This window comes from Kitasatospora sp. NPDC092286 (assembly GCF_044755565.1).
Lineage (GTDB): Bacteria > Actinomycetota > Actinomycetes > Streptomycetales > Streptomycetaceae > Kitasatospora.
In genome coordinates this window covers 14,900-34,728 of record NZ_JBIVRD010000059.1, presented here as the reverse complement: position 1 = coordinate 34,728, position 19,829 = coordinate 14,900, and the positions used below count along the sequence as shown (strand labels likewise).

General features: G+C 74.2%; 3 protein-coding genes. All 3 read right to left on the bottom strand.

The features are described 5' to 3' along the window. Window positions 1–1,564 (bottom strand): type I polyketide synthase (locus ACIQIB_RS36535; protein ID WP_400763352.1); only part of this gene is annotated, 1,564 nt, incomplete at its 3' end. A gap of 58 nt (window positions 1,565–1,622) precedes the next feature. Next, on the bottom strand, window positions 1,623–6,596 hold the full coding sequence (locus ACIQIB_RS36530) for a type I polyketide synthase (RefSeq protein ID WP_400763357.1): 4,974 nt from the start codon (window positions 6,594–6,596) through the stop codon (window positions 1,623–1,625). Continuing rightward, window positions 6,593–19,789 (bottom strand): type I polyketide synthase, encoded by a 13,197-nt coding sequence (locus ACIQIB_RS36525; protein ID WP_400763350.1) that lies wholly within the window; start codon window positions 19,787–19,789, stop codon window positions 6,593–6,595. The genes ACIQIB_RS36530 and ACIQIB_RS36525 overlap by 4 nt, the downstream gene beginning before the upstream one ends. Between the last annotated feature and the right edge of the window lie 40 nt (window positions 19,790–19,829).

Sequence of the window (19,829 nt, the reverse complement as noted above, 5' to 3'; positions counted from 1 at the left end):
GGCCGTTCACCAGCGCACCGAGCCGTTCGGCCTGCCCCCGCAACGACCCGGCACTGCGCGCCGACACCACCAACGGCACCACACCCGAACCCAGCGGCGCAGCAGTGGCGGTGGGCTCGTCCTGCTCGTCCTGCTCGTCCTGGGCCGGGGCGTCGGACGCCCCGGCCTCGGGGACGTCCGCCGGGGGTTCCTCGATGATCGTGTGGGCGTTGGTGCCGCTGGCCCCGAAGGAGGAGACGCCGGCCCGCCGGGGCTCCTCGCCCCGCGGCCACGGCCGGGCCTCGGTCAGCAGCCGCACCGCGCCGGACTCCCAGTCCACCTTCTGCGACGGCTGGTCCACGTGCAGGGTCGCGGGCAGCACGCCGTGCCGCAGGGCCATCACCGTCTTGATGATCCCGGCCACGCCGGAGGCCGCCGCCGCGTGACCGAGGTTGGACTTCAGCGAGCCCAGCCACAGTGGCCGGTCCGCGGGCCGCCCCTGACCGTACGTCGCCAGCAGGGCACCGGCCTCGATCGGGTCGCCCAGCGTCGTTCCGGTGCCGTGTGCCTCGACGGTGTCGACCTGTTCGGGCTTCAGCCGGGCGCTGGCCAGCGCGGCCCGGATCACCCGCTGCTGCGCGGGGCCGTTCGGCGCGGTCAGGCCGTTGCTCGCGCCGTCCTGGTTGATCGCGCTGCCCCGGACGACGGCCAGCACCGGGTGCCCGTTGCGCTGGGCGTCGGAGAGCCGCTCCAGCAGCAGCACACCGACGCCCTCCGCCCACACGGTGCCGTCGGCCGCCGCGGCGAACGCCCGGCAGCGGGCGGTCGGGGACAGGGCCCGCTGACGGCTGTACTCGATGAATCCGGTCGGGGTGGCCATCACGGTGGTCCCCCCCGTCAGCGCCATCGACGACTCGCCCTTGCGCAGTGACTGGCAGGCCAGGTGCAGGGCCACCAGCGACGACGAGCAGGCGGTGTCGACCGTGAGGGCCGGCCCCTCCAGGCCGAGGGTGTACGCGACGCGGCCGGACAGGATCGCGCCGGAGGCACCCAGCGACATCTGGCCTTCCAGGCCTTCGGGGAGGTCCGTGACATTGCTGCCGTAGTCGAAGTCCGTGGCCCCGATGAACACCCCCGTCCGCGAGCCGCGCAGCGAGGCCGGAGTGATCCCGGCGTGCTCGAGCGTTTCCCAGGCGACTTCCAGCAGCAGCCGCTGCTGGGGGTTCATCGACAGCGCCTCACGTGGCGAGATGCCGAAGAACGGGGCGTCGAACCGGTCGACGCCGTCGAGGAATCCGCCCTCACGGACGTAGGTCCTGCCCTGGCGATCCGGGTCCGGGTCGTAGAGCGTGTCGAGGTCCCAGCCGCGGTCGGTGGGGAACGGCGCGATCGCGTCCCGCCCCTCGGCGACGAGGTCCCACAGCTCCTCGGGGGTCCGTACGCCTCCCGGGAGGCGGCAGGCCATCGCCACGACGGCGATCGGCTCGTGCTCCTTCTCCTTGAGTTCCTCCAGGCTCTGACGGGCCACGCGCAGATTGGCGGTTGTCCGCTTGAGGTAGTCGCGAAGCTTCGCTTCGTTCTCCATCACTCGTCAGCTCCTCGAAGACCGTGAAACGGAAGGCCGTGGGTGGGTGTGCGGTGGTTCATGCGATGTCGTCGAGTTCCTGGTCCAGGAGGTCGAACATCTCCTCGTCGGTGGCCGCCTCGAGGTCGTCGACGGCGCTCTGCTGCCCGGGGGCGCCGGACCAGGTGCGCAGCAGGGACTGCAGGCGTTCGGAGACCGCGGCGCGGGCGGCCTCGTCGGCGCCCACCGTGGCCAGTGACGCCTCCAGCCGGTCCAGTTCGGCGAGGACGGGCCCGGCGGGCGAGCTGCCGTCGGGCAGCAGTTCGGCGTCGAGGTGGGCGGCGAGAGCGGCGGCGGTGGGGTGGTCGAAGACCAGCGTGACCGGCAGCCTGAGCCCGGTGGCCACGCTCAGGCGGTTGCGCAGCTCCACGGCGGTGAGCGAGTCGAAACCCAGCTCCTTGAAGGCCCGGTCGGCCTCGACCGCGGTGGAGTCGGGGTAGCCGAGTACGACGGCGGCCAGCGACCTGACCAGGTCGCGCAGCACCCGTTGCCGGTCCGCGTCGCCCAGCGGGGCGATGCGCCGCAGCAGGGCCTCGGAGTCGTCGCGGTCCTCGCCCTCCGGGCCCGATGCGGACGTGAGGGCCGCCAGGGCCTCCGGCAGGTCGCGCAGCAGGGGCAGCGGCCGGCCGGCGGCGAGCGCGGGCGCGAACCGTTCCCAGTCGAGGTCGGCGACCACCTGGAACGGCTCGTCGCCGCCCGCCGCCCGCAGCAGCGCGTCGCCGGCGCGGTCGCCGGGCATGGGGGCCGCACCGCGGCGCCGCAGCTGGTCCGCCACCGCCGCGTCGATCATCCCGCCGTCGGCGAGAGCGCTCCAGGCCACCGAGGTGGCGGCCAGCCCGTCCGCGTGCCGCTGCCGCGCGAGCGCGTCCAGGACGGCGTTGGCCGCGGCGTAGCTCCCCTGACCGGCGGCGCCCACGGTGCCGGCGATGGAGGAGAAGAGCACGAACGCGGACAGGTCGCAGTCCTTGGTGAGTTCGTGCAGGTTCAGCGCCCCGGTGACCTTCGGCCGCAGGGTCCGGTCGGCCTCTTCGGCCGTCAGGGAGTCGAGGACGCCGTCGTCGAGCACACCTGCGGCGTGCACCACCGCGGTCACCGGCAGGTCCCGCGGCAGGGAGCCCAGCAGTTCGGCGAGCGCGGCGCGGTCCGCGACGTCGCAGGCCGCGACCGTGACCCGGACACCGGACGCGGTGAGTTCGGCCTCCAGTTCCCCGGCGCCGGGTGCCGCGCCGCCGCGCCGGCTGATCAGCACCAGGTGCTCGGCGCCCTCCCCGGCCAGTCTGCGAGCCACTCCGGCGCCCGCCCCGCCGGTCCCACCGGTGATCAGGACGGTGCCGCCGGGCCGCCAGCCGGCTGCGGGGGGCGGCGCGGCGGCGCGGAGCAGACGGCGGGCGAACACGCCCGGGCCCCGCACCGCGAGCTGGTCCTCGGACTCGCCGCCGCCCGCGTCGGCCCGACCGGCGAGCACGGCGGCCAGCCGGGCCAGGGCCCGGTCGTCGAGGACCGCCGGCAGGTCGACCAGGCCGCCCCAGCGCTGCGGGGACTCCAGACCGATCACCGCGCCCAGCCCCCAGACGGCCGCCTGGGCGGGGCTGTCGAGCCGGTCGGAGTCGTCGGTCGACACCGCTCCCCGGGTCGCCAGCCACAGCGGTGCCTCGGTCCCGGTGTCGCCCAGCGCCTGAACCAGCGTCATGGTGAGGGCGAACCCTGCGGGTACGGACGGGGCGCCGGGCTGGGGTGCCTCGTCGAGGGCGAGCAGCGAGAGCACCCCGGCGGGTGCCGCGTCGGTGTCCTTCAGCGTCGCGCCGATCAGCTCGGCCAGGGCGGTGCGGTCCGTGCCGGTGGCGATCTCGACGGGGACGAGGTCCGCGCCGAGGCCGACGAGGCCGGTGAGAACGGCCGTGGCCGGCTGGTCCGCGGTGTGTCCTGCCGGTACGGCGACGAGCCAGGTGCCGGTGAGCGGCGCGGCGGCCGGCTCGGGGAGCGGCCGCCAGCCGATCCGGTACCGCCAGGAGTCCAGCGCCGCGCCGTCCGTCCGCCGGCGGCGCCACGAGGACAGCAGGGGCAGCGCCGCCCGCAGCGCGGCGGCCGTACCGGGGTCCGCGGCCTCGGCCGCGTCGCCGGTGCCGGCGCCGAATGCGGTGCCGGCGTCCAGCGTCGCGGCCAGCGCCGGGAGGTCTTCGCGCTCCACCGCCGCCCAGAAGGCGGCTTCCGCCGGGTCCTGCCCGGCCGCGGACGGCGCGACGGCGGTCTCCAGCCAGTAGCGCTGCCGCTGGAACGGATAGGTGGGCAGGTCCACCGGGCGCGTGCGCCGCCCGGTGTGGACGGCCGCCCAGTCGACCGCGGCACCGCGGACGTACGCCTGTGCCAGCGACAGCAGCATCCGGTCGGGGCCGCCCTCGTCGCGGCGCAGCGAACCGACCACGGCCGCCTCCGCGCCGACCGCCTCGATGGTCTCCTGCACGGCGAAGGCCAGGACCGGATGGGGGCTCACCTCGATGATCACCCGGTGGCCCGCGGCCAGTATCCGGCGGGTGGCCTGCTCCAGCTGGACCGTCTGCCGCAGGTTCCGGGCCCAGTACTCCGCGTTCAGGACGGAGGTGTCGACGGGGCCGCCGGTGACCGTCGAGTAGAAGACGGTCTCGGACGGGCGGGGACTGATCGGGGCGAGGAGTTCCAGCAGCTGTCCGTGGATCCGCTCCACCTGCCGCGAGTGCGAGGCGTAGTCGACGGGGATGATCCGTGCCCGGACGCCGTCGGCCTCGCAGGCTGCCAGCAGCTCGCGCAGCGCCTCGGGTTCGCCGGAGACCACCATCGAGCCGGGGCCGTTGACCGCCGCCAGCGACAGACGCTCGCCCCACGGCGCCATGCGCTCGACGAGTTCGTCCTGCGGCAGCGAGACCGACATCATGCCGCCGTCCCCGGACAGCGCCCGCAGCGCCCGGCTGCGCAGGGCGACCACGCGCGCGGCGTCCTCCAGCGACAGCGCGCCCGCCACACACGCCGCCGCGATCTCCCCCTGGGAGTGACCCGCCACGGCGGCGGGCTCCACGCCGTGGGAGCGCCAGACGGCGGCGAGGGCCACCATCACCGCGAACAGCAGCGGCTGGACCACGTCCACGCGTTCCGTCGAGGGCGCGCCCGGCGCTCCCCGCACCACCTCGTCCAGCGACCAGTCCACGAACGGCGCCAGGGCGCGCTCGCAGTCGGCCATCGTCCGGGCGAACACGGGCGAGGTTTCGAGCAGTTCTCCCGCCATACCCGCCCACTGCGAGCCCTGGCCGGGGAACAGGAAGACCGGACGGGTGGTGTTCACCGCGACGCCCTCGGCCAGCCCCGCGGCGGCGCCGCCGGCGGCGAGCGCGTCCAGAGCGGTGCGGAAGTCCTCGCGGGTGCGGCCGACCACGACCGCGCGGTGCTCGAACGCGGACCGGGTGCGGGCGAGTGCCGCCCCGATCTCGGCCGGGCCGTACTCCGGGTGGCGGTCCAGGTGCTGGCGCAGTTGTACGGCGCGGGCCCGCAGCGCGGCGTCGGTACGGCCGGACAGCGTCCACGGCACCGGGGCCGGGGCCGCCGCGTCGTCCGTCTCCGGGTCTTCCTCGGCCGGGGCCTGCTCCAGGATGACGTGCGCGTTGGTGCCGCTGACCCCGAACGCCGACACCGCGCCCCGGCGCGGGCGTCCCAGCTCCGGCCACGGCGTCTCGTCGCGGAGCAGCGACACGGCGCCGGCCGACCAGTCCACGTCGTGCGAGGGCTCGTCGATGTGCAGGGACTTGGGCAGCACTCCCCGACGGATCGCCAGGACGGTCTTGATGATCCCGCCGACCCCGGCGGCCGCCTGGGTGTGGCCGATGCTGGACTTCAGCGAGCCGAGCCACAGCGGCTGACCGGCCGGCCGGCCCCGGCCGTAGGTGGCCAGCAGCGCCTGTGCCTCGATGGGATCGCCGAGCCTGGTGCCGGTGCCGTGCGCCTCCACCATGTCGACGTCGGCCGTGGTCAGTTCGGCCGCGGCCAGCGCCTGCTGGATGACCCGCTGCTGGGCGGGGCCGTTGGGCGCGCTGAGGCCGTTGCTCGCGCCGTCCTGGTTGATCGCGCTGCCCCGGACGACGGCGAGCACCGGGTGCCCGTTGCGCCGCGCGTCCGACAGCCGCTCCAGCAGCACCATGCCCGCGCCCTCGCCCCAGCCGGTGCCGTCGGCGGCCGCGGCGAAGGCCTTGCAGCGGCCGTCGGGGGCCAGGCCGCGCTGACGGCTGAACTCGACGAAGACACCGGGGTTGGCCATGATCGCGGCGCCACCCGCCAGGGCCAGCGAGCACTCGCCCCGGCGCAGCGACTGAACGGCCAGGTGGAGGGTCACCAGCGAGGACGAGCACGCGGTGTCCAGGGTGACGGCGGGCCCTTCGAGACCGAGGGTGTAGGAGATCCGGCCCGAGGCCACGCTGGTGACGTTGCCGATCAGCAGATGGCCCTCGACGCCCGGGTCCGCCACCGCCGGGTCCCCGCCGTACTGGAAGGAGGTTGCGCCGACGAAGACGCCCGCTTTCTCCCCCTTCAGCGACAGCGGGTCGATCCCGGCGCGTTCGACGGCCTCCCAGGAGACTTCGAGGAGCAGCCGGTGCTGCGGGTCCATCGCCAGCGCCTCGCGCGGCGAGATCCCGAAGAAGGCGGGGTCGAACTGGCCGGCGTCGTAGAGGAAGCCGCCCTGCCGGGTGTAGCAGGTGCCGGAGACGGCCGGGTCCGGGTCGTAGAGGGCGTCCACGTTCCAGCCGCGGTCGGTGGGGAACGCGGAGACCGCGTCCCGGCCCTCGGCGACCAGCTCCCACAGGTCCTCGGGCGAGCGGACCCCGCCGGGGAAGCGGCAGCCCATGCCCACGATCGCGATCGGCTCCCGCTCCTTGTCCTGCACCTCCTGCAGGCGCTGGCGGGCCCGGTGCAGGTCGGCGGTGACCCGCTTGAGGTAGCCGAGAAGCTTCTCTTCTTGCTCGTTGGCCATCAGGACGCCCCGAAGTCGTTGTCGATCAGATTGAAGATCTCGTCGGCGGAAGCAGCCATCAGCTGCTCCTCGACCGAGGCCGCGGCGCCGCTCTGCGGGGCGGTGCCGGCGGTGCTTTCGAGCCGTGCCACGAGGCTCTGCAGGCGGGTGGTGAGCCGCTCCCGTACGCCGGTGTCCGCGGTGAGCTCCGCCAGCGCCTGCTCCCACCGGTCCAGGTCGTCGAGGACCGAGTCGGCCGTCATCGGCTGCTGCGGGAACAGTTCGGCCCGCAGGAACCGGGCGAGCGGAGCCGGGGCGGGATAGTCGAAGATCAGCGTGGCGGGCAGCGACAGCCCGGTGGCGGCGTTCAGCCGGTTGCGCAGCTCCACGGCCGTGAGCGAGTCGAACCCCAGCTCCTTGAAGGCGCGGTCGTCGGCGATCGCGTCCGGGGTGGAGTGTCCGAGGACGGCCGCGGTGTGCGTACGCACCAGATCCGTCAGCAGCCGCTCCCGCTCGGCGTCCGGCAGGCCGGCCAGGCCGTCCGTCACGCTGCCGGTGCTCTCCGGTGCGGCGGCCCCGGGTTCCGCGGCCGCTTCCAGCGCCCGCCGGACCTCGGGCAGTTCGTCGATGAGCGGGCGGCGGCGGGCGGCGGTGAAGCCCGGCACGAACCGGTCCCACCGGACGTCGGCGAGGACCAGCGTCGTCTCCTGGCGGGCCAGCGCACCGTGCAGGGCCGCCACTGCCAGGTCCGGCGCCATCGGGGGCAGCCCCCGGCGGCTCAGGTGCTCCTCCACCCCGTCGCCCTCGATCATGCCCTTGTCCGCCCAGGGGCCCCAGGCCACCGAGGTGGCCGCCAGGCCGCGGGCCCGGCGCTTCTCGGCGAGCGCGTCCAGGAAGGAGTTGGCCGCGGCGTAGGCGCCCTGGCCGCCGCTGCCCCAGGCGGCCGCGACGGACGAGAAGAGCACGAATGCCTCGACGCGGGGCCCGTTCAGAAGCTCGTCGAGATGGACGGCTCCGGACACCTTGCCCTCGGCCATGGCCGCGAAGTCGGCCGGCGTGCTGTCGGCGATCTGCTGGAAGTGGACCACCCCGGCGGCGTGGAACACCGCACGCACCGGCGATCCTTCGGCCTCCAGGCCGTGCAGCAGCCCGGCCAGCGCCGCACGGTCCGCGACGTCGCACGCGGCGACCGTCACCCGGGCGCCCAGGCCCCGCAGTTCGGCCGCGAGGTCCGCGGCGCCCGGCGCCGCGGAACCGCGCCGGCTGGTGAGCACCAGGTGCTCGGCCCCGGTACGGGCCAGCCAGCGGGCCACCTGCGCCCCCAGACCGCCGGTGCCACCGGTGATCAGAACGGTGCCGTTGGGCTGCCACTTGACCTCGTCGGCCGGCGCGCCCAGCGGGGCGTGCACCAGCCGACGTACGAACACGCCCGCGGTGCGCACCGCCAGCTGGTCCTCGTCGCCCTCGGCGGCGAGGACTCCGGCCAGCCGGGCCGCGGCGCGCTCGTCGACGGTGGCGGGCAGATCGACCAGGCCGCCCCAGCGCTCGGGGTGCTCCAGGCCGACCACGCGGCCCAGGCCCCAGACGGTCGCCTGCTCGGGGCGGTCGACGGGGTCGGTCGGGCTCACCGAGACGGCGGTGCGGGTCGCGAGCCACAGGGGGCAGTGGATCCGCGTGTCCCCGAGCGCCTGCACCAGCGCCAGGTTCAGCGCCAGACCGTACGGCAGGACCGGGCGCCCCGGGTGCGGACCGTCGGCGAGGGCGAGCAGGGACAGCACGCCCGCCGGTGTCTCGCCGGCCGCGGCCTCCCGCAGCCGGGCGGCGACCGCGTCGCGATCGTCCTCGGCCAGTTCGACGGTGACCGCCCGCGCTCCGCGCTCCCGCAGGGCGCGCAGGACGGCGGCCTGTGCGTCGCCGCCGGCTCCTGCGGCCGGAACCGCCGGAACGGCCACCAGCCAGGTGCCGGACAGGACGCCGCGCGGCTCGGCGGCCACCGGGTGCCAGGCGATCCGGTACCGCCACGCCTCCGTGGTGGCGTGGTCGTTCTGCCTGCGGCGCCAGGAGGACAGCAGGGGCACCATGCCGCTCAGCGGCGTGGCGGGGTCGACTTCGAGCATCGCGGCCAGCGCGTCCGGGTCCTGGCCCTCGACCGCCTCCCAGAAACGCACGTCCACGGAGTCGGGCGACGACGCGGAGGCGATGCCGTGTGCTCCGGCCGTCGGAGCGTCGGGGACGGCGGGTGTCGCGAACCAGTAGCGGTCGCGTTGGAAGGCGTAGGTGGGCAGGTCGATCCGGTGGGGGTTGTGTCCGGTGAAGTAGGCGTTCCAGGCGATGGTGAGGCCGAGGGTGTGCATGCGGGCCAGGGCGGTGACGGCGGTTTCCTCCTCGGGGCGGTCCTTGCGCAGGACGGGGATGAACTGTCCGTCCTGGAGGCAGGACTGGCCCATCGCGGTGAGGACTCCGGCCGGGCCGAGCTCCACGAAGCGGGTCACTCCACGAGTGCTCAGGGCCGTCATGCCGTCGTGGAACCGCACCGATTCACGGACATGACGCACCCAGTACTCCGGCGAGCACACCAGCTCGGGCGAGGCGACCTCGCCCGTCACGTTCGACACCAGCGGGATACGCGGCTCGTGGTACTCAAGTCCGTTTGCGATGTGCCGGAATTCTTCCAGCATCGGTTCCATCCGGGGGGAGTGGAAGGCGTGGCTGACCCGCAGCCGCGAGGACTTCCACCCACCGGCGGCCACGACCTCAAGCACCGTCTCCTCGTCCCCGGACAGGACGGTGGAGGTGGGGCCGTTGACGGCGGCGACCGCCACCCGGCCCTCATAGCCGGTCAGGAACGGCAGAACGTCCTCCTCGGACGCCATCACCGAGACCATGGCCCCACCCACGGGAAGGGCCTGCATCAGGCGGCCGCGAGCCGCCACCAGCGCACACGCGTCCGTGAGGGACCACACCCCGGCGACGTGGGCTGCCGCGAGTTCGCCCACGGAGTGCCCGACCAGGAAGTCCGCCCGCACACCCCAGGACTCCATCAGACGGAACAGCGCCACCTCGACGGCGAACAGCGCCACCTGCGCATACGCGGTGCCCTCCAGGAGCGCCGCCGCAGGGTCGGACGGATCCGCGAAGACGACCTCACGCAGCGGACGGTCCACCAACCCGTCCACCACCCCACACACCTCGTCGAACGCCGCCGCGAACACCGGGAACACCCCGTACAACTCCCGACCCATACCGACCCGCTGCGCACCCTGGCCGGTGAACATGAACGCGGTCGGGCCGTCGGTCGCCTGCGTACCGGTGGTGTCACCGGAGGCCAACGCCTCCAGGGCGCTGGCCAGTTCACCGGTGTTGCGCCCGGTCACGGCGGCGCGGTACTCGAACGCGGTGCGGGCGGTCGCGAGCGAGAAGCCCACGTCCACGGGTGACAGTTCCGGCGACGCCGCCACCTGCTCGCGCAGCCGCGCGGCCTGGGCGCGCAGTGCGGCCGGGGACTTCCCCGACACCACCCACGGCACCACGGAAGCGCTGTCCGGCGCCGTGGGCGCCGCGCTCTGGGGCTCGTCGTCGGTTTCCGGTGCCTGTTCCAGGATGGTGTGTGCGTTGGTGCCGCTGATCCCGAACGCCGACACGCCCGCTCGGCGCGGCGCGCCCGTCTGGGGCCAGGGGCGGGCCTCGGTCAGCAGCTCGACCGCGCCCGCCGACCAGTCGACGTGCGGGGACGGCTCGTCGGCGTGCAGGGTCGCGGGCAGCACACCGTGTCGCATCGCCATCACCATCTTGATGACGCCGGCCACACCGGAAGCGGCCTGCGTGTGACCGAGGTTGGACTTCAGCGCCCCCAGCCACAACGGCCGCTCCACGGAACGCCCCTGACCGTACGTCGCCAGCAGCGCGCCCGCCTCGATCGGGTCACCCAGCGTTGTCCCGGTGCCGTGCGCCTCCACGACGTCGACCTGTTCGGGCTTCAGCCGGGCGTTGGCCAGCGCGGCCCGGATCACCCGCTGCTGCGAAGGGCCGTTCGGCGCACTCAGCCCGTTGCTGGCGCCGTCCTGGTTGATCGCGCTGCCCCGGATCACGGCGAGCACCCGGTGCCCGTTGCGCCGCGCGTCGGACAGCCGCTCCAGCAGGACCATCCCGGCCCCCTCGGCCCAGCTCGTTCCGTCGGCGGCCGCGGAGAACGCCTTGGAGCGACTGTCGCGGGCCAGTCCGCGCTGCCGACTGAACTCGATGAAGAGGCTGGGGGTGGACATCACGGTGACACCGCCGGCCAGCGCCATCGAGCACTCGCCCCGGCGCAGCGACTCCGCCGCCAGGTGCAGCGCCACCAGCGACGACGAGCAGGCCGTGTCGACCGTCACCGCCGGGCCCTCCAGGCCCATGGTGTACGCGATGCGGCCGGAGACCACGCTGGCGGCCTTGCCGGTCAGCAGGTAGCCCTCCAGGTCTTCGGGCAGCTGCCGCAGGTGCGAGGCGTAGTCCTGCCCGTTGGTGCCGATGAACACGCCCGTCGGCGTACCGCGCCGGCTGGACGGGTCGATGCCCGCGCGCTCCACGACCTCCCAGGAGGTCTCCAGCAGCAGGCGCTGCTGGGGGTCCATCGCCAGCGCCTCACGCGGCGAGATCCCGAAGAACTCCGGGTCGAAGTCGTAGGCGTCGTAGAGGAATCCGCCTTCCTTGGCGTAGGTCTTGCCCCGCTGGTCGGGGTTGGGGTCGTAGAGCTCTTCGACGTTCCAGTTCCGGTCGGTGGGGAAGGTGGAGATCACGTCGCCGCCGTCGGCCACCAGCCGCCACAGGTCCTCCGGGCTCCGCACGCCGCCGGGGAACCGGCAGCTCATCGCGACGACGGCGATCGGGTCGTCGTCCGAAGCGGCGGCCGCTCCCGCCGTCGCCGGCGCGGGTGCGGCGGTGTCCGGCTCCCCGAGTGCGGCGGTGCGGATGTGCGCGGCGAGTGTTTCGGGGGTCGGGTAGTCGAAGAGGAGACTGGTCGGCAGCCGCAGCCCGGTGGCCGTGTTCAGCCGGTTGCGGAGTTCCACCGCGGTCAGCGAGTCGAAGCCGACCTCGCGGAACGCCCGGGTCGGGGCGATCGCCTCCGGGGAGCCGTGTCCGAGGACGGCCGCGGCGTGCGAGCGCACCAGGTCCAGCAGGAACCGGTGGCGCTCCGGCTCGGGCAGCCCCGCCAGCTGCTGGGCCAGTGAGGAGGTGCCGGAGTCGGCGAGGCCCTGTGCCGCCCGCCGGTTCGGCATCCGTACCAGGCCCCGGAACAGGTGGGGTACGGGCCGGGTGTCGGCCTGGGCGCGCAGCGCCGCCAGGTCCAGGCGTGCCGGTACGAGCGCGGCATCGCCCACCGCGAGGGCGGTGTCGAACAGGGCCATGCCTTCCGCGGAGGGCATGACGGCGACGCCGGACCGTGCCATCCGCTGCACATCGGTGTCGTCCAGGTGGACGCTCATGGTGCTGCGCTCGGCCCACAGGCCCCAGGCCAGCGACTGGCCGGCCAGGCCGTGCGCCCGGCGGCGGTGGGCCAGGGCGTCCAGGAACGCGTTGGCCGCGGCGTAGTTCGCCTGGCCGGCGCCGCCGATGGTGGCGACGACGGAGGAGTACAGCACGAAGGCGGTCAGGTCCAGGCCGGCGGTCAGCTCGTGCAGGTTCACCGCCGCGTCCACCTTGGGCCGCAGGACCGCGTCGACCCGCGCCGGGGTCAGGGCCGCGACGACGCCGTCGTCCAGGACGCCGGCCGTGTGGATCACCGCGGTCAGCGGATGCTCGGCGGGTACGCGGGCCAGCAGGTCCGCGAGCGCCTCGCGGTCCGCGACGTCGCAGGCGGCCACCGTCACCGAGGCGCCGGCCGCGGTCAGTTCGGACCGCAGCTCCTTCGCGCCCTCGGCGGCGAGTCCGCGGCGCCCGACGAGCAGCAGGTGCCGTACGCCGTACTCGGTCACGGCGTGACGGGCTGCCAGGGCGCCCAGCGTCCCGGTTCCGCCGGTGATCAGTACGGTGCCGTCCGGGTCGAAGTGCGGGGGAGCGGCCGGGGCGTCGGCCGGTACCCGGGCGAGCCGGGGAGCGAGCACGGCGCCGGCGCGGACGGCGCTCTGTGGCTCACCGGAGGCCAGCGCGGCCGGGAGGGCGCGCAGCGACTCCGGGTCCGCGTCGAGGTCCACGAGCACGAACCGGTCCGGCTCCTCGGTCTGCGCGGACCGGATCAGCCCCCACAGGGCGGCGTGGGCCGGATCGGGCACGTCCTCGTCGGGGGCGGTCGCCACCGCGCCCCGGGTCACGAACACCAGCCGGGAGGAGGCGAACCGCTCGTCGGAGAGCCAGCGCTGTACGAGCGCCAGCGCCCGGTGCGTGACGTCCCGTACGGCGTCCGCGGTCCCCGTGGCGGTGCCGTGGGGCAGGGTGCAGGCCGTCAGCACCGTGTCCGGTGCGGCCGTGTCCGGTGCGTCGGCCGGGTCCGCGTCCATGCGGAAAGCCGGCAGGTTGAGGCCGGCACGCAGTCCGAGGCCGTCGTCGCCGAGGACCGCCCATCGGCGGGGCCCGGGCGATCCGCCGCCGGACACCGGGCTCCACGTCACGCGCTGCAACGACTGGTGGAACGCGGGCCGGCCGCCCTGGATCTCCTCCGGGCGGGTCGCCCGCAGCGCCACCTCGTCGATGGTCGCCACGGGCCGGCCGGTCGGGTCGGCGAGCGCGACGGACACCCCGTCGGGGCCGGTGGGGGTCAGCCGGACGCGCAGGTGGGACGCACCGGTCGCCTGGAGCGAGACGCCCTTCCAGGCGAACGCCAGCCGGGCGTCGTGGTCCGCGCCCGCGGCACCGTCGTCGTCACGGCCGACCGCGTCCGCCGCGCCCAGGGCGGCCTCCAGCAGCGCGGGGTGCAGGCCGAACAGCGCGGCCTCGCCCGTGGTGTCCTCGGTGAGGGCGGCCTCGGCGTACACCTCGTCGCCGAGCCGCCACAGGGCGGTGATCCCGTCCGCCCCGGCGCCCTCCGCCGGAACCGCGCCGGCCGGCGGCCAGGCCGTCAGGTCGAACGGCTCAGCCGTGCCGCCGGCCGCCAGGAGACCTGTGGCATGCCGCCGCCAGGGCTGCTCCGGCCCGGCCTGCTCCGGCCGCGCGTACACCTCGATCGTCCGGCGGTCGTCCTCGGCCGCGCCCAGACGGACCTGGATCACCACCGCGCCCTCGGCGGGAAGGGCCAGCGGCGCTTCGACGATCAGTTCCTCGATCCGCTCGTACCCGACGTGGTCCCCGGCGCGGACGGCGAGTTCGACGAAGGCGCTGCCCGGCAGCACCGGGGTTCCCAGCGCCGTGTGGTGGGCGAGCCAGGGGTGCGTCCGCACGGCCAGGCGGCCGGTGAACAGGTAACCGTCCGCGCCGGCCAGGGCGACCGCGGCGCCGAGCAGCGGGTGGTCGGCCGGCTCCAGACCCGCCGTCGACACGTCACCGGCCGGGGCGGGGCGGGAGAGCCAGTGCAGCTCGCGCTGGAAGGCGTAGGTCGGGAGCTCCACCCGCCGCGCGCCGTGCCCGGCGAAGACGGCCTCCCAGTCGGGTTCGATCCCCTGGACCTGGGCCTGCGCGAGGGAGGTGAGAAAGCGCCGCGCTCCGCCTTCCTCGCGACGCAGCGTTCCCACGACGGCGATGTCGGCCCCGGCGTCCTCGGCCGTCTCCTGGAGAGCCGTCGCCAGCACCGGGTGGGGGCTGCATTCGACGAATCCGGTGCAGCCCGCGGCCAGCAGCTCCCGCCCGGCCTGCTCGAATTCGACCGTGTCGCGGATGTTCCGGTACCAGTAGCGCGTGTCCAGCTCGCGGGTGTCCAGCCGGCCGCCGGTCACGGTGGAGTAGAAGGGGATGCGGGAGGCCAGCGGCGTCACCGTCCGCAGCCCCTCCAGCAGGCGGTCACGGAGGATGTCCACCTGGGCGGAGTGGCCGGCGGTGTCGACACCGCGGATCCGGCGGGCCTGGACGCCCTCGGCCTCCAGCGCGGCAAACAGCTCGTCGAGCGCCCCGGGGTCGCCGGAGACGGTCACGAACCTCGGGCCGTTGACGGCGGCGATCGACAGCCGGTCGGACCAGCGCCCGATGCGTTCGCGGGCCTCGTCCGCGGGCAGGGAGACGGCCATCATGCCGCCCTTCCCGCTGAGTTCCGACCACAGCAGGCTGCGCAGCGCCACGATGCGGGCCGCGTCCTCGAGCGTCAGACCGCCGGCGACGTACGCTGCGGCGATCTCGCCCTGGGAGTGTCCGACCACGGCCGCGGGCTCGATCCCGTACGACCGCCACACGGCCGCCAGCGACACCATCACCGCGAACAGCGTCGGCTGGATCACATCGATGCGGTCCAGCGAGGGCGCGTCCGGTTCGCCGTGCAGCACGTCCAGCAGCGACCAGCCGACGAACGGCCGGAACGCGTCGGCGCACGCCCGCAGTTGCCCGGCGAAGACGGGGGAGTCGTGCCACAGTTCCTGTGCCATGCCGAGCCACTGCGAGCCCTGGCCGGGGAAGACGAAGGCGACTCTGCGCCGGTCGCCGCCCGTGGCCTGCACCAGGTTGGGCGCGGTCGTGCCGTCCGCGAGTGCGGTGAGTCCCTGGAGGAACCCCTCGCGGTCGTCCGCGACGACCGCGGCGCGGTGGCCGAACGCGGTGCGCGTGGTGGCGAGGGAGTACCCGGTGTCGGCGAGTCCGGCGCCGGGGTGGGCCGCGAGGTGCGCACGCAGCCGCTCGGCCTGTGCCCGCAGTGCCTGTTCCGTCCTGCCGGAGATCGTCCAGGCAAGGGGACCGGGGAGGGCGGCGGAGGTTTCCGGCTCCGGGTCCGCCGTGGCCGTGGTCGTCCCGGCGGCGCACTGCCCGCCGGAGTCCTGCGCGGGCGGTGCGTCGGCCTCCTGCGGGGCCTGCTCGATGATGGCGTGGGCGTTGGTGCCGCTGATGCCGAAGGAGGAGACGCCGGCGCGCCTCGGGCGCCCGGTCGACGGCCACGGCGTCGGGTCGGTCAGCAGCCGTACGGCGCCCGACTCCCAGTCCACGTGCGGAGACGGCTCGTCGACGTGCAGGGTCTGCGGCAGCAGGCCGTGGCGGATGGCCATCACCATCTTGATGACGCCGGCCACACCGGCCGCCGCCTGGGGGTGGGCGAAGTTGGACTTCAGCGAGCCGAGCCAGAGGGGCCGTCCGTCCGTCCGGTCCTGGCCGTAGGTGGCGAGCAGCGCCCCGGCCTCGATCGGGTCGCCGAGGGCGGTGCCCGTTCCGTGCGCCTCGACGGCGTCCACGTCCCGGGCGGACAGGCCCGCGTCGGTGAGCGCCGCCCGGATCACCCGCTGCTGCGAAGGGCCGTGCGGGGCGGTCAGTCCGTTGCTCGCGCCGTCCTGGTTGACGGCGCTGCCGCGGATCACGGCGAGCACCTGGTGGCCGTTGCGCCGGGCGTCGGACAGCCGTTCCAGCAGGAGCATGCCGACGCCCTCGCCCCAGCCGGTGCCGTCCGCCCGCGCGGAGAACGCCTTGCAGCGGCCGTCGGCGGAGAGCGCCTTCTGCCGGCTGAGCTCGACGAAGATGCCGGGGCTGGACATCACGGTGACACCGCCGGCCAGCGCCAGGGAGCACTCGTCGCGGCGCAGCGACTGTACCGCCAGGTGGATGGCCGTCAGGGAAGCCGAGCAAGCGGTGTCCACCGAGACGGCGGGGCCTTCGAGACCGAGGGTGTAGGAGATCCGGCCGGAGATGACGCTGGTGGTGCTGCCGGTCAGCAGGTAGCCCTCGTACCCCTCGGCCGGCTCCTCCATGCGGGGCCCGTAGTCCTGGGGCATGGCGCCGACGAACACCCCGCAGCGGCTGCCCTTCAGCGACGCGGGCCGGACACCCGCGCGCTCCAGGGCCTCCCAGGAGGTTTCCAGCAGCAGGCGCTGCTGGGGGTCCATGGCCTGTGCCTCACGGGGGCTGATGCCGAAGAAGGCCGGGTCGAACCAGCCCGCCTCGTGGAGGAATCCGCCTTCCCGGACGTAGCTCTTGCCCTGCTTCGACGGGTCGGGGTCGTACAGGTCCGCCAGGTCCCAGCCGCGCTCGGTGGGGAATCCCGACACGGCGTCCCGGCCGGCGGCGACCACGTCCCACAGGTCTTCGGGGGTCCGTACGCCTCCCGGGAGCCGGCAGCTCATCGCGACGATGGCGATCGGGTCGTGGTCGCCATCGGCGGCGGTCGGCGGCCGGGACGACGCGGGGAGGGCGGCGTTGCGGTCCTGCGCGCCGAGGTCTGCGGCGTCCACGGCATCCACGGCGGACGAACGGATGTGGTGGGCCAGGGCCGCGGGTGTGGGGTGGTCGAAGAGAATCGTGCCGGGCAGTCGCAGTCCGGTGGCGGCGTTCAGCTGATTGCGCAGTTCGACCGCGGTGAGCGAGTCGAAGCCCAGTTCCTTGAACGCCCGGTCCGTGTCGATCGCTTCGGGCGTGGTGTGGCCGAGGACGAACGCGGCATGCTTGCGGACGAGTTCCTCGACGGCCTGCTGCCGCTCGGCCTCGTCGGGCAGGGCGGCCAGGTGGTCCCGCCAGGTGGACGGCTCCTCGGTGCCGGCGGCGTCGAGCTCGGGGACCGGTGCGTCGAGCCAGTAGCGGTCGCGTTGGAAGGCGTAGGTGGGCAGGTCGACCTGGTGGGGGTTGTGTCCGGTGAAGTAGGCGTTCCAGTCGATGGTGAGGCCGAGGGTGTGCATGCGGGCCAGGGCGGTGACGGCGGTTTCCTCTTCGGGGCGGTCCTTGCGCAGGAGGGGGACGAACTGTCCGTCCTGGAGGCAGGACTGGCCCATGGCGGTGAGGACTCCGGCGGGGCCGAGCTCGATGAAGCGGGTCACTCCACGAGTGCTCAGGGCCGTCATGCCGTCGTGGAACCGCACCGATTCACGGACGTGACGTACCCAGTACTCGGGCGAGCAGACCAGCTCGGGCGAGGCGATGTCGCCGGTCACGTTCGACACCAGGGGGATGCGCGGCTCGTGGTAGGTGAGCCCCTCGGCGATGTGCTGGAACTCTTCCAGCATCGGTTCCATGCGGGGGGAGTGGAAGGCGTGGCTGACGCGCAGCCGGGTGGACTTCCAGCCGCCGGCGGCCACGACATCGAGGACGGTGTCCTCGTCCCCGGACAGGACGGTGGAGGTGGGGCCGTTGACGGCGGCGACCGCCACCCGGCCCTCAAAGCCGGCGAGGAACGGCAGCACGTCCTCTTCCGGGGCCACGACCGACACCATCGCCCCGCCTGTGGGGAGGGCTTGCATCAGGCGGCCTCGGGCGGCGACCAAAGCACAGGCGTCGGTGAGGGACCAGATCCCGGCGACGTGGGCTGCCGCGAGTTCGCCGACGGAGTGTCCGACCAGGAAGTCCGCCCGCACGCCCCAGGACTCGACCAGGCGGAACAGCGCCACTTCGACGGCGAACAGCGCCACCTGCGTATACGCGGTGCCCTCCAGGAGCGCCGCCGCAGGGTCGGACGGATCCGCGAAGACGACCTCACGCAGCGGACGGTCCACAAACCCGTCCACCACCGCACACACCTCGTCGAACGCCGCCGCGAACACCGGGAACACCCCATACAACTCCCGACCCATACCGACCCGCTGCGCACCCTGGCCGGTGAACATGAACGCGGTCGGGGTGTCGGTCGCCTGCGTACCGGTGGTGTCACCGGTGGCCAACGCCTCCAGGGCGATGGCCAGTTCACCGGTGTCGCGTCCGGTCACGGCGGCGCGGTACTCGAACGCGGTGCGGGCGGTCGCGAGCGAGAAGCCCACGTCCACGGGTGACAGTTCCGGCGACGCCGCCACCTGCTCACGCAGCCGCGCGGCCTGGGCGCGCAGTGCGGCCGGGGACTTGCCCGACACCACCCACGGCACCACGGAACCAGTGCCCCCGGGCGCAGCCGGCGACGTGGCCGAGGGCCGCGCCGTCCCCGACCAACTCGACAGCACCATGTGGCAGTTGCTGCCACCCATGCCGAACGAGCTGACGCCGGCGATCAGGGGTCCGTCGTCGGGGCGGGTCCACGCTTCGAGCTCGGTCTGGACGCGGAGGTTCAACGCGTCGAGCGCGATGGCGGGGTTGGGCGTCTCGAAGTTGAGGCTGGGCGGGAGTTCCCGGTGGCGCAGGGAAAGGACGGCTTTCAGCAGGCCGGTGATGCCGGCCGCGCCTTCCAGGTGGCCGACGTTGGTCTTGGCGGAGCCGACCCGCAGCGGGGCGTCGGCGGACCGGGCCGCGCCCAGTACCGCTCCGAGGGCCGCCGCCTCGACCGGGTCACCGACCTTGGTGCCGGTGCCGTGCAGCTCCACGTACTGCACCTCGGCGGGGTCGACCCCGGAGAGCCGGTAGGCCTCGCGCAGCACTTCCTCCTGCCCGGCCCGGTCGGGCGTGGTCAGGCTGAGGCCGCCGCCGTCGTTGTTCGTCGCGGAGCCGTGGATCAGGCAGTAGACCCGGTCGCCGTCGGCGACCGCCCGGGAGAGCGGCTTCAGGACCACGAGGGCGCCGCCCTCGCCCCGGACGTAGCCGTTGGCCCGGGCGTCGAAGGTGTAGCACCGGCCGTCGGGCGAGAGGGCTCCGAACCTCGACGCGCCGACGAAGCTCTCGGGGGCGATGTTGAGGTTGACGCCGCCGGCCAGCGCGATGTGCGACTCTCCGCGCCGCAGGCTGTCGCAGGCCATGTGGACGGCGACCAGTGACGAGGACTGGCCCGTGTCCACGACCATGCTGGGGCCGCGCAGTCCGAGGGTGTAGGAGACGCGGTTGGCGATGATGCCGCGCTGCAGTCCGGTCAGCGAGTGCTGGGTGAGGGCCGGCAGGCCCCGCTGGTGCTGGAGGGCCGCGTAGTCGTCCGCGATGGCGCCGACGAACACGCCGGTGCGGCTGCCTGCCAGGGAGGACGGGAGGGCGCCCGCGTCCTCCAGTACCTCCCAGCCGAGTTCGAGCACGAGGCGCTGCTGCGGATCCATGGCCGCGGCTTCCCGCGGCGATATGCCGAAGAATGCCGGGTCGAACCGGTCGATCTGCTCGATGAATCCGCCCCGGCCGGTTTCCCGGCCGGGTCCGGTGGCCCCGGAACGGTTCTCGGGTATTCCGGTAATGGCGTCGGTGCCATCACGGAGAAGTGCCCAGAATTCGTCCGGGGTGGTCACGCGCGGAAGGCGGCAGGCCAGTCCGACAACGGCGATCGGATCGTTGTGCATCTCGGTGTTCCCAGACATCGCGACTCGGATTGCCTCTCCACAGAAAAATCAAATGCGG